Consider the following 12,022-nt stretch of genomic DNA (forward strand, 5'->3'; position numbering starts at 1 on the left):
ATGAGAACTGCTGTCTTCCGCTCGGCCCTGAGCTTTGCCGTCTTTCTGTTGCTGGCGTTTGGCCTTCATCCCGTCTCTGCCCAAAATGACAACAATTCACCCGAGTCACAACCGGGCGGCATACCGGATGCCGCTAAACAGCCGAAAGAGACGAGCGGGGGCAGCAATCCTTCGGCCGTGGATGCAGGATCGCCGAAGGAGGCGGCAACAGCCCCGCTGCCTGCGCCCAAGCCAATTCCGCTGATCCCGCCTGGACCGATCTGGAACAGCTTTCACGGCCAACTCAACGGCCAAAAGTATTCGCCGCTCACCCAGATCACCGTGCGAAACGTCGGCTCGCTGCGTAAGGTATGGGAGGTGCATACCGGCGATATGTCGGATGGCTCAGGCGCATTGCCGGCGTCCGTCTGGTCCGCAACCCCCATTTTCGCCAATGATACGCTTTATATCGGGACCCCCTTCTACGGGGTGCTGGCGCTCGATCCCGGCACAGGGGCGATCAAGTGGAAGTTCGAGTCCAAAACCACCTTGAAAGCCTTGACACAGCCGGCTCTCAAGAACCGAGGCGTCGCTTACTGGGAGAGCAAGAAGCCCATTGCGGGCGAGGGCTGTCAGAAGATCGTGTATCTCGGCACCATGGACGCGCACCTCTTCGCGCTGGACGCCGATACCGGACAGCTCTGCAAGAAATTCGGCTCGGCTGGCGTGCTGGACGTGAACCAGTGGAACGATGTCAATGCCAAGTTTCCGCTGTCGCTCTTGCAGCCGCCGACCGTGGCGGGCAATCATGTCATCATCGGCTGGGCCGGCAAGGATTGGGCCTATGCCGAGGCGCCTCCCGGCACGGTGTTCTCGCTGGATCCGCAGACGGGCGCGCGACAGTGGTCGTTTTCGGCGCTGCCGTCGCGGATCGCCAGACGCACCGGCACCGCCAATGTCTGGACGGCAATGTCCGTGGACGAAGGACTTGGGCTTTTGTACCTGCCAGTCTCCAGCCCGTCGCCGAACTATTGGGGCGGCAACCGTACCGACCCGATACCGCTTGCAACGTCCACCACCGCCCTGGACCTGGAATCCGGCAAGGTCGTCTGGTCGAGACAGTGGGTTCATCACGACATCTGGGATTACGACATCAATTCGGCGCCCACGCTCATGGACATCACTGTTGCGGGCAAACAGATTCCCGCCCTGATGCAGGCGACGAAGATGGGCTTTCTGTTCGTGGTCGACCGGCGCACCGGAAAAGACGTCTGGCCGATCGAGGAGCGCCCCGTGCCTGCCGGAGACGGTGCCGTGCAAAGGGAGGTCTACGCCCCCACCCAGCCATTTCCGACCAAACCCGCGCCGCTGCTGGACCAGTCCAGAAAGCCACCAATCTGGCGAATAGCTGATGTCGTCGGCCTGGGCGAGTGCAGCCGGTTATGGGACAGCCTTTCGTACCGTGGCATGTACAGCCCGCCCACCCTCAAAGGCGACGGCGTGCTGGCTTACCCGGATTCGGCGGGCGGAGTGCAATGGGGTGGGGTCGCATTCGATCCTAACCCCCAAACTGCGGTGGTCAATTTCTCGCACGTCGTCCAATCCATAAAGCTCTATCCCCGCGCCGAATACGAGCGGCTTGCTGGCAATTCCGGCAATGAGCAGGGCTACTATCCACAGGAGGGCGCACCGTACGGCATGTCACTGCGAAACGCTCTCAATTGGCTTGGCATGCCCTGCTGGGCGCCGCCCTTTGGAGAAATCGCGGCCCTCGACATGACCACCGGCGACATCAAGTGGCGCCGGCCGATGGGGGCGTCGCAAAAGTGGGGCTTCTATATGCCCGAAGACCTCGGCTCCGTGACGATTGGCGGCCCCGCGGTGACGGCAAGTGGTCTGATCTTCATCGGCGCTTCCATGGACGCCAAGGTACGCGCCTATTCGCTCGCCAGTGGCAAGGAACTGTGGTCCGACATCGTCCAGGCGCCCGCCGTGGCCAATCCGGCCGTGTATGAATATCACGGCCGCGAATACGTCGTGTTCGTTGCCGGCGGCAACACCATTCTGAAGCACCAGGTCGGTGATCAGGTTGCCGCTTACGCTCTCCCGGGGCCGTAGCCACGAAATGCCGGTTTTGTCGGGACCGTTGGCAAGCCCATGTTGGGGGCGCTGCAGCGCTGTGATCGTGTCGCGGATTCAACATCGGCCACGCCGGGAGGCCGTGAAGGGTTGGTTCGAATGAGAGCTGGGAACCGCCAAAGCGCAGGGATGGCGCTGTGCAGGGCGCGCAGGGGCGAGGTCGAAGGACGCGCCTGGGAAACGTGCGATTGCCACCAAGCCGCCATGGCGCGCATCTCGCGAGCCGTCCCCACCTTGTTGGGCATGTCGGCGATTTTGACCGGGTGTTCGGGAGGGGTGTTGGACCCGCAGGGACCAATCGCGGCCGGCAACGCCAAGATCCTGCTCAACTCCCTGGCCATCATGCTGGTAATCGTGATCCCGACATTGGTTGCTTTGCTTTTTTTCGCCTGGAAATACCGAGCCTCGAACAGCCAAGCCCGCTACGATCCCGAGTTTGTCTACTCCGGTCGCATAGAGCTGATCGTCTGGGGTATTCCAACCTTGACGATCCTCTTCCTGGGGGGGCTTATCTACTACGGATCACAGCACCTCGATCCGCGCACGCCGATAGCCTCCGATAAGCCGCAGCTCAACGTCCAGGTCGTGGCGCTCGACTGGAAATGGCTCTTCATCTATCCCGACCAGCAAGTCGCCACCGTCAACAATCTGGTCATCCCGGCTGGTGTGCCCGTGCATTTCACATTGACTTCCGCCAGCGTCATGAACGCGTTCTTCATACCCCAGCTCGGCAGCATGATCTACGTCATGAATGGCATGCGGACGGAGCTGCACCTGCAGGCAGACCATGTGGGCACCTACTATGGGCAGTCGGCGCATTTCAGCGGCGACGGCTTCTCGGACATGCATTTCCTGGTGCATGCGGTTCCCGCGCGGGAATATGGCGCGTTCCTGTCCGGCCTGAAGGCTGATACCGGCGTCTTGAACGCGGACCTCTACCGCAAGCTGGCGCAACAAGGCTCCGAAGTGCCGGCGTCCGTGTTTGGTCATGCACAACAAGGCTTGTTTGATGCCATCGTGCGCCAGGCGCTGCCCCCGGGCCCCGGTCGGGCCAAGAACCAGTCCGGCGGCGAGCCGGCCATCAGGCCCAAGGCAGCGCCGTCGCCCACCGGTTCGGCAAGCCCAACACCGCAGGAACGAGAGGAGGCGAACGATGCTCGGTAAGCTCGACTGGTCGGCCATTCCGTTTGACCAGCCGATCCCACTTGGAGCGGCGTTGATCGTGTTTATTGCCGGCCTCGCCGTGCTGGGCTGGATCTCGCTCAAGGGATACTGGCCTTATTTGTGGCATGACTGGATAACGTCGGTCGATCACAAGCGCATCGGTGTCATGTACATCGTGCTTGCCATGCTGATGTTGCTGCGTGGCTTCGTTGACGCAATCATGATGCGTACTCAGCAGCTGTTTGCGATTCACGGACCCGGTTACCTGCCGCCCGAGCACTTCAATCAGATATTCTCGGCCCACGGGACCATCATGATCTTCTTCGCCTCGATGCCGTTCATGATCGGACTGATGAACTTCGTTGTGCCGCTGCAACTGGGAATACGTGATGTGGCCTTCCCCACCCTCAACTCGGTCAGTTTCTGGCTGACGGCGACGGGCGCCCTCCTGGTCAACATGTCCCTGGTCGTCGGCGAGTTCGCGCGTACCGGCTGGCTGCCCTATGCGCCACTTTCCGAGCTCGCATATTCGCCCGGGGTCGGTGTGGACTACTATCTGTGGGCGATCCAAATATCCGGCGTCGGGACCCTTTTGACCGGCGTGAACCTGGTTACCACCATCTTGAAAATGCGTGCCCCGGGCATGGGCTATCTGCGCATGCCAATGTTCTGCTGGACATCGCTGGCCGCCAATCTCCTGATCGTGGCTGCCTTCCCGATCCTTGCCGCAACGCTGGCGATGCTGACGCTCGACCGTTACCTCGGCTTTCATTTCTTCACCAACGAAGCCGGTGGGAACCAGATGATGTTCGTCAATCTCATCTGGGCCTGGGGCCACCCGGAAGTGTATATCCTGGTGCTTCCCGCCTTCGGTGTGTTCTCCGAAATCTTCTCCACGTTTTCGTCGAAGCCGCTGTTCGGCTACCGCTCGATGGTGACGGCGACGATGTTCATCTGTCTCGTGTCTTTCATGGTCTGGCTGCACCACTTCTTCACCATGGGCGCGGGCGCAAATGTAAATACGGCCTTCGGCATCGCCACCTCGGTGATCGCTGTCGGGACGGGGGTGAAGATCTACAACTGGCTCTTCACCATGTATGGCGGGAAGATCCGCTTCGACACCCCAATGCTTTGGGCGCTTGGCTTCGTCACCACATTCACCATCGGCGGAATGACCGGCGTTCTGCTTGCCGTCCCGCCAGCCGACTTTGTCCTTCACAACTCGCTCTTCCTGGTGGCGCATTTCCACAACGTGATTATCTCAGGCGTTCTCTTCGGCGCGTTCGCCGGCTTCACCTTCTGGTTTCCAAAGGCGTTCGGCTTTCGCCTTCACGAGGGCTGGGGCAAGGCGGCTTTCTGGTTCACGCTGCTCGGCTTCATCCTCGTCTTCGCACCGCTTTACGTGGTGGGTCTGCAGGGCATGACGCGCCGGTTGCAGCATATCGAGGTGGACGCCTGGGTACCGTGGATCGTCATCGCGGCGGCCGGTGTCGCGGTGATGCTTGTTGGAGCGGCGTGCCAGATCGCTCAGCTCTTACTGTCGATCAGGGACCGTGACCAGCTTCGCGACGACACGGGCGACCCTTGGGACGGGCGCTCGCTGGAGTGGTCCACACCGTCGCCTCCGCCTCCATTTAACTTTGCGCACCAGCCGCATGTTGAAAACCAGGAGCCCTATTGGAGCATGAAACAACACGCGATCGAAGGCCAAGATCCAAAGACGGACAGGCAGTACGAGCCGATCGACATGCCCAAGAACAGCCCGACGGGTTTCGTGTCAGCCTTCTTCGCGACGATCATTGGGTTCGCACTCATCTGGCACATATGGTGGCTGTCAATCCTCGGGTTCCTCGGCGCCTATGCCACATTTGTCGTGTTCGCCTGGCGCGACCAGGCCGAGATCGTGATCCCGGCCGAGGAGGTCGAACGGATCGACCGCGATCGCACGGCCGCGCAAATCGCCAGGCTGCGGCGCAGGGAACAACTGACATGAGTGACCACTCCGACACGATGCCCAGCGACATCGCCGCTGGAAGTGCCAGACGCGATCCCTACGTGCTGGGCCGTTCGAGCGGGCAGGGAGAAGGGCGCTCACGACACCAGGGTGCCACCGGACACGGCGAGGGCGGTCCCGCCTCGAAATTTGTAACCGTCACCTACGGATTTTGGATCTTTCTCCTGTCCGATATCATTATGTTCTCGGCGTTTTTCGCTTCGTACGCGGTGCTAGCGAATGCAACCGATAACGGGCCGACCGGCAAACAGCTGTTCGACCTCACACGCGTTGCCATTCAGACCGGACTTCTGTTGACCTCGACCTTCACCGCAGGCTTGGCCTCCCTGGCGGTCGAAAGACGTTCGATGATCCGCACACAGGCGTGGCTCCTGGTCACCGGCGTGCTTGGCGCGTTGTTCCTGCTCCTCGAGGGACAGGAATTCATCACCATGATCGGGGAGGGTGCCGGTCCCGCCCGAAGTGCGTTCCTGTCGGCCTTCTTCGCATTGGTCGGCTGCCATGGCGTCCATGTGGGGCTTGGGATCCTGTGGCTTGGAACCATGATGGCCCAGCTTTGGGTGAAGGGCTTTCGGGTCGAGATCTTACGCAGGCTCCACTGCTTCAGCCTTTTCTGGCATGCCCTCGACATTATCTGGGTCGCCATTTTCAGCCTGGTTTATCTGCTGGGAGCATCACAATGACAGACGAGACCGTCTCATCCGACGCCTCCAGGGACACCCGCGATACCGCCCCCGGTGAGGAGACGATCGCGCGCAACGAGCCCGCGGCTGGACTGCCGGGATATCTACTCGGCTATGGCCTCGCGGCCTTGTTGACTGTGGGGTCCTTCATCGCCGCCAGGACGGAGTTGATCTACCAGCCCGCGGTGATTTCCGCGCTGGTCGTGCTGGCCCTTGCACAGATTGGCGTGCATCTGGTTTTCTTCCTGCATCTGACGAGCGGACCAGACAACACAAACAACATTCTGGCCCTCGCCTTCGGAGTGTTGATCGTCGCGCTGATAGTGCTCGGTTCCATCTGGATCATGGGACATCTCGACCAGAACATGGCGCCGATGAAGTCGCAACAGCTTGCCTTACTACCCCTTTGTTCTGCCGTACGCCTTCGGCTGGCGTCGGCCATGGCCCGTCCGGCGGGCTGATAAGAGCAAGACACCGTCGCAGAGGCGAAACGATTGGATGGCATCTGGATGCGGCGGACCGGAGAACGACAGGACGCATCGACAGTTCGACCCGAAGAACAGTGAAGGAGGAACTGATGATCCCCGAATGGCTGCATTGGGTGTCCCTGCTTTCGTTGCTGGCCGGCGTTCTATCTTCGATCTGGATAGCACTAGACGAGTTCCGAAATCCGCGAGAGATGTGGATCATGAACCTCGTTTGGCCGGTCTGTGCCCTCTTCGGTTCCGGCTTCGTTCTTTTCGTCTATCTGCATGCCGGCCGGTCAGGTTCGAAGGCCAGAGGGGAGCGGCCGGGCGGCGCAAGAAGGGCAGGCTCCGACAAGCCGGTTCTTTCGCCGATGGCGATCGCAAAGGCTGCTTTTCATTGCGGAGCCGGCTGCACCGTGGGCGATGTCATCGCCGAGACGCTGGCGCTTGCGTTCCCGACCGTCCTGTTGTGGCTGGGCTGGAAAAGCCTGTTTGCCGAAAGAACGATTTCGATCTGGATCCTGGACTACATCTTCGCCTTTGTCCTGGGCATAGCTTTCCAATATTTTACCATCAAGCCGATGCGACAGCTGTCTGTGACGCAGGGATTGCTACAAGCGCTCAAGGCCGACGCTCTGTCGCTGACGGCCTGGCAGGTTGGCATGTACGGCCTGATGGGCCTCGGGCAGCTTTTGATTTTTGAACCGGCCTTCGGAACACGGCTGGAAGCCAACACGCCTGAGTTCTGGTTTTTGATGCAACTGGCCATGCTGGGCGGCTTTGCAACCAGTTATCCCGTTAATTGGTGGCTCCTCAGAAAAGGCGTAAAGGAAGTAATGTAGGCGGGCGCAAGCCATGGTCCGCTGCCGCTGCAACCAGATGCTTGATCCGATCCTCGCGACCGCGGATGTCGATGCAGAACACCTGATAGGAACTCGCGGCAGACTCGACCGACTTGCGCAGGTCTCGCACTTCGTCTGAGGTCACCGCGCCGCCTTGCTGCCCCGGGCAGCTGGCGACTGCCGCAATCCGACCGTCCGAAAGTTTGATCCAAATGACGTCATCGCCAGTGAGTTCGGGCTTTCAGGCGTGGACGCAGCGTGCCCGCCGTTGAGGATGATGCGCAAGAGAGAAAGCGGCCGTCGGACTGGACGATGCCGTCGCCTTTGAGCGATGGAAAAAGTCCTTTCACGCCGACGCCCCCGCTTGGTGGCATGCCGAGCATTGGGCGGCATAGACTGCCTGTCCGGCACGAACGACGTCCTGGTCTGGAACCTCAGTGCTTTCCAGCGCGGTAGCCGGGAGTGACCTCAGATAGGTTGCGATCGCCTGCAAATCTTCGTCGGTCATCTTGGACGTCGAATCCTTGATCACCTCGGCCATCGGCCCGTACCGCGTGGTGCGGTCATTACGCCCGGTCTTGAGAAAGCGGGCTATGTCCTCTGTGTCCCACGATCCCAGATCCGCACGCCGGTCCCCAGTCAGGCTATGAGCGGGATGAGATTAGTTTCGGTCATATCCGGAGTTTTCGAAATAGTGTGAGCATTCTGTCGGTGTGATGCGGTTGAGAATTTGGCCGATCGCGTCGCAAACGGTTTGGACGGTGCGGCTTGCTGCCTTTCTCAGCCAGTGCTTGAGTTTTGAAAAGAGCTGTTCGATCCCCGGTTCCGGGCAAGAATGAGCCCAGGCGACGCATGGGCAGCGCTCTCTGGTCGGAGGTTTGCGGAGCGTCAGCGTCTCCTGGGCGGTCGGCGACGTTTCTGCGACCAGATTGGCTTGAGCGCATCGGAATTAGATCCTGCGTGCTGCCGGCACGTCTCCGATTCGAGTTGCTCGAACTTCTTCACGCCGGCGGTTCCAAAGGGGCTCATTTCCCTAGTTGTGGAGCCTCGCCAGGTTGACCAGATAGTATCTGAGGCTGCTATGAACGATCTTCCAATCCTCACCCTGGGAATGATCCTGCTTACCGCTTCTTTGGTGGCGATGATTTCCAGACGGCTGCGGCTTCCTTACAGCGTCGGGCTTGTCGCGGCAGGTATCGCCCTTGGCTTCACGCCCGGCGTTGTCGCACTCCCCCTCAGTCGGGATTTGATTTTCACAGTGTTTTTGCCACCGCTAATCTTCCAGGCGGCACTCGCGATCGAATGGCGTCGTTTTCGCCTGAACCTGCCGGTCACCATTCTGCTCGCGTTCCCCGGCGTCGCGATAGCCGCTGCGGTGGTTGCGAGCGGCATGCATCTACTGCTCGGATGGACCTGGATCGGTGCCGGGCTGTTCGGCGTGCTGATAGCCGCCACCGATCCGGTGTCGGTTATCGCGGCCTTCAAGGAGATGAAGGTTCAACCCCGCCTCGCTCTGCTTGTCGAATCTGAAAGTCTGCTCAACGACGGCGCAGCCGCGGTTGGCTTCGGCATCCTGGCGGCAATCCTGGCAGGCGCCGACGCAACGCCCCTGAGCATTGTCGGGTCGCTGTTCTGGACGGTCGCGGGTGGGATTGCCTCCGGCGCGACAGTGGCAGCCCTGCTCCTTCTGATCGCCGGCCGGACCGAAGACCATCTTGTTGAGATAACCCTCACGACCATCGTCGCTTACGGTTCGTTCCTGCTTGCGGAGGATCTTGGCATGTCCGGCGTGCTGGCCACTCTCACGGCGGGCCTGATTGTGGGCAATGTCGGTTGGAAAGGCGCTATTTCCGCCAACGCAAGAAGTCACGTTCTGGCATTCTGGGAGTACGCGGCCTTCCTGGCAAATTCGATCGTGTTCATCTTGATCGGCGGCCATGAAGCTCATCAGCCACTTGGAATATTCGCAGGCACCTCGGCAGTCGCGGTCGTGCTCGTGCTGTTTGGTCGGAGCTTGGCCATCTATCCCTTCGGTGCCCTGCTTGCCGCCACGCGCTTGAAGGTGGATACCCGTTATCAGCACGTTTTGGTCTGGGGTGGGCTGCGCGGCGCGCTCGCCCTGGCCCTGGCGCTCGCACTTCCTGAAAACGTTGCAGAGCGCGGTGAAATAATCGTTGCCGCATTTGCGGTCGTTGCCTTTTCCATTTTCGTCCAGGGCTTGACCATGCCCTGGCTTATCAGATGGATGGGGTTGACCGCCGAAAACGCGGGTTCCGCGACAAGCGATCGCAGCAGGCGATGAAGAGGCCCGACGGCGTTCTCGTATTTGTGACTAATGTGGCCATAGGATGTGACCGGGGCTGGAAAGACGATGCCAGGACCGGGACAGCATTGGCCCGTTCACACATGTTGCATCTCACTCCACAAAACAGAACTGTGAGGCGGCGCCATCGTTGGCCGATTGACCCGGCTGTGGCATTGGCCCCGCGCGGGGATTGCGCTTCGATGCAAATGCGGGCGAATATGTGCCTGGCGAAACCGATCGGGACGGTGCTCGAGCAATCAACCGCCCTTGAACAGCCAGCCCCGCCGCTAACAGCGGCCGGGCAAGTCGAACATGCAGAACTGCAACAAACGAGCCAGTGCTTCGGAGCGCTGCCGAAGGCTGGACCTTCTCCGGTTGGCGACGATTTGGAAGCCCTTCCGAGCCGGCGATTGCAGCAGGCTCGGATGAGCCGACAGGCGATCAAGTAGGCGCCATCCGCCCTCCCGTGGCGGCCAGCAGTTGCATGGGCGGCTGCCGGACTGGCGTTTGCGCATCGGCTTCCTTCATGCAACAGTCTACAAGAAGCCACCATCTAGGCGTCCATCATCGACTTCGACGGCTCTCGGCCGATATGTTCTTCAATGCGTTCGTGCCGGCGTCTGTGGCAAAGCCTGGCGGAAGTTCTTGGCATAGTCGGGAGGCATCCTGGGCGGCATCAGCGGTTCATAGGCACCGACCAGCGCTAGGACCTTCGGCTGCGAAGGCCTCGTCGAGCACGGTCTCGATCTGATCGGCCCCGCTTGATGCGAAAACCGCTTCCCCCATCGTTTCCGCGGCTTGGGCAAAATCGATCGCCTGCAGTTCGCAACCGAATTGCGGGTTGCCCAGAAACTCATCTGCTCGCAGGCGATCTGATTGAAATCGTGACATCTTGGAAAGCGGCCGCCGGGCGCCTTGCCGGGGAACCCCGCTCATCCCGAACCGTAACCGCAAGGGTCATGGAGCGTCTGCACCAAGCGGGCTTCTGTAGTTGTGGGGGACATTTCGGGGGGCATGAAGTGTCTTCAGATGTGAGGAAACATCGGCGATCAGCCGTCGTTGACACGCTTGTGAGTGCGAGGACCCCTACTCAAAAGAGGCGCCTTCCGCGCGATGATATCCACTGATTGGAAGACAGCTATTTCGACCTGCGGAATTTCTGAAGAGTCGTCTCCAGCACGAGGAACGAACCAAAGTTCCATGCATTTAGCAGGCTGCGTTCATACACTATTTCTTCTGGGAGCTGGACCATTGTCATCCGGAGGCTACCTCTTGGGCGACCAGGAAACCAATGAAGTTTCCATCGTTGAGCTGATCCCCGCCCTGCGGGCTTTCGCCCGTACCTTCTGCCGTATCCCCGATGATGCCGACGATCTGGTGCAGGAGACACTGACCAAGGGCCTCGCCAATATCGACAAGTTCGAACCCGGGACACGCATGAAGTCATGGCTCTTCACCATCATGCGCAACACCTACTACACCCGGATAAAGATCGCTGCCCGGGAAGCGCCAGGCCTGCTCGACTGTGCATCTTCCAAACCGACTTCGGAAGCCACCCAGGAATGGAGCGTTCAGGGCAAGGAAGTTCACCGCGCGATTCAAAAGCTACCCGAACACCAACGCGAGGTTCTGATGCTGATCGGTGTTCTAGGGGTGAGCTATGAGGAAACGGCCGAGATATGTGGCTGCGCGGTGGGGACGGTCAAAAGTCGGCTAAACCGTGCCCGGGCCAACGTTCTCGAATTGCTTGGGGAGAGTTCGCTGCAGACATTGGTGGAAAGGCGAAACCATCTGTCGGACGGTCAGCTCGATATCGACGGTGACAGCCGCAGATAGTCAGTTCTTCACGTGACGTTTACGTCTCTCGACCAGCGCGTTTTGCAACTCCATCGCCAGTTTGGTCAGCCGGTCCGGTATCCTTTCCTGCTCAATCGCAGATAGGAGAGAAGTGATCTCCCGATCCATAGCCAGACCGAATTCTGGGTCCACCGTATCATCGCTCGAACGAGACATCATATTCTCTTGATAGACAGCAGTCCCTTGGTCGTAGTGTGGTGACGAATGCTCGACATTACAAGGTGAGGTTCGCCGCCGGCACGGTTGCTGGCTAGGCTTGCACAGATTTATTTCCTTAGCCCTATGTCGCCGCGGGCCAAGAATGCGGTGTGACGGCGTTCAATCCTTCGGCAACTGGTTCGCGGCATGGTCCTGATATTGATCGGACTTGATGCGATTGCCATCCAGTCCACGCTCCTCGCTGTGCTGCTTCTTGTCGCGATTGGACAAAACGGCGTTTTCTCCGACCTTGTCCTTGGGCAGGTCGGTCATCGCGCCGGCGCCGGTACCCTTGCCCTGTGTGCCGCGGCCGAAATGTTTTTTGTCGCCGGATGCCATGACTTTCTCCTTTGGATCGGTGACGTTCTTCAGCG

General features: G+C 60.0%; 11 protein-coding genes and 1 pseudogene. 8 read left to right on the forward strand and 4 right to left on the reverse strand.

The genetic code is table 11. The features are described 5' to 3' along the window. From LB536_RS26120 to LB536_RS26145, 6 genes are all read left to right on the forward strand, one after another. Complete coding sequence (locus LB536_RS26120) at positions 1 to 2,097, forward strand: pyrroloquinoline quinone-dependent dehydrogenase (RefSeq protein WP_224597694.1); 2,097 nt, start codon at positions 1 to 3, stop codon at positions 2,095 to 2,097. A gap of 225 nt (positions 2,098 to 2,322) precedes the next feature. Then, positions 2,323 to 3,282, forward strand: a complete 960-nt coding sequence (cyoA, locus tag LB536_RS26125; RefSeq protein ID WP_224597697.1) for a ubiquinol oxidase subunit II — start codon at positions 2,323 to 2,325, stop codon at positions 3,280 to 3,282. Further along, complete coding sequence (cyoB, locus tag LB536_RS26130; RefSeq protein WP_140764478.1) at positions 3,272 to 5,275, forward strand: cytochrome o ubiquinol oxidase subunit I; 2,004 nt, start codon at positions 3,272 to 3,274, stop codon at positions 5,273 to 5,275. The genes cyoA and cyoB overlap by 11 nt, the downstream gene beginning before the upstream one ends. Next, the gene (locus LB536_RS26135) at positions 5,272 to 5,979 is read left to right on the forward strand and encodes a cytochrome (ubi)quinol oxidase subunit III (protein WP_224597700.1); all 708 of its coding nucleotides are present in this window, start codon (positions 5,272 to 5,274) and stop codon (positions 5,977 to 5,979) included. The genes cyoB and LB536_RS26135 overlap by 4 nt, the downstream gene beginning before the upstream one ends. Next, a complete protein-coding gene (cyoD, locus tag LB536_RS26140; RefSeq protein ID WP_140764472.1) occupies positions 5,976 to 6,440 on the forward strand; it encodes a cytochrome o ubiquinol oxidase subunit IV in 465 nt (154 codons plus the stop codon). The genes LB536_RS26135 and cyoD overlap by 4 nt, the downstream gene beginning before the upstream one ends. A gap of 116 nt (positions 6,441 to 6,556) precedes the next feature. Beyond that, positions 6,557 to 7,288 (forward strand): DUF4396 domain-containing protein, encoded by a 732-nt coding sequence (locus tag LB536_RS26145; RefSeq protein ID WP_140764469.1) that lies wholly within the window; start codon positions 6,557 to 6,559, stop codon positions 7,286 to 7,288. Positions 7,289 to 7,634: 346 nt separating this feature from the next. On the opposite strand, the gene LB536_RS26150 is transcribed toward LB536_RS26145, so the two are convergent. Continuing rightward, positions 7,635 to 7,829 carry a c-type cytochrome gene (locus tag LB536_RS26150; RefSeq protein WP_140764467.1) on the reverse strand — a complete coding sequence of 65 codons (195 nt, stop codon included), beginning with the start codon at positions 7,827 to 7,829 and terminating at the stop codon, positions 7,635 to 7,637. 540 nt (positions 7,830 to 8,369) lie between these two features. Here LB536_RS26150 and LB536_RS26155 point away from each other — a divergent pair. After that, a complete protein-coding gene (locus tag LB536_RS26155; RefSeq protein WP_140764464.1) occupies positions 8,370 to 9,590 on the forward strand; it encodes a cation:proton antiporter in 1,221 nt (406 codons plus the stop codon). A gap of 556 nt (positions 9,591 to 10,146) precedes the next feature. Here the strand turns inward: LB536_RS26155 and LB536_RS26160 are convergent. Then, positions 10,147 to 10,471, reverse strand: a pseudogene (locus LB536_RS26160) (pyruvate oxidase); the annotation flags it as partial. Between the two features lie 394 nt (positions 10,472 to 10,865). Here LB536_RS26160 and LB536_RS26165 point away from each other — a divergent pair. Further along, positions 10,866 to 11,429: a sigma-70 family RNA polymerase sigma factor gene (locus LB536_RS26165; protein WP_140764462.1), complete on the forward strand. Its 564-nt coding sequence runs from the start codon at positions 10,866 to 10,868 to the stop codon at positions 11,427 to 11,429. Here the strand turns inward: LB536_RS26165 and LB536_RS26170 are convergent, their stop codons facing one another. Together LB536_RS26170 and LB536_RS26175 are read right to left on the reverse strand one after the other, a co-directional pair. After that, entirely contained in the window at positions 11,430 to 11,606 is a 177-nt protein-coding gene (locus LB536_RS26170) for a hypothetical protein (protein WP_181182874.1), read from the reverse strand. 162 nt (positions 11,607 to 11,768) lie between these two features. Further along, the gene (locus LB536_RS26175) at positions 11,769 to 11,987 is read right to left on the reverse strand and encodes a hypothetical protein (protein ID WP_027144326.1); all 219 of its coding nucleotides are present in this window, start codon (positions 11,985 to 11,987) and stop codon (positions 11,769 to 11,771) included. Between the last annotated feature and the right edge of the window lie 35 nt (positions 11,988 to 12,022).

The sequence above is a fragment of the Mesorhizobium sp. ES1-3 genome (assembly GCF_020164795.1).
In the GTDB taxonomy this organism is placed as follows: Bacteria; Pseudomonadota; Alphaproteobacteria; order Rhizobiales; family Rhizobiaceae; genus Mesorhizobium.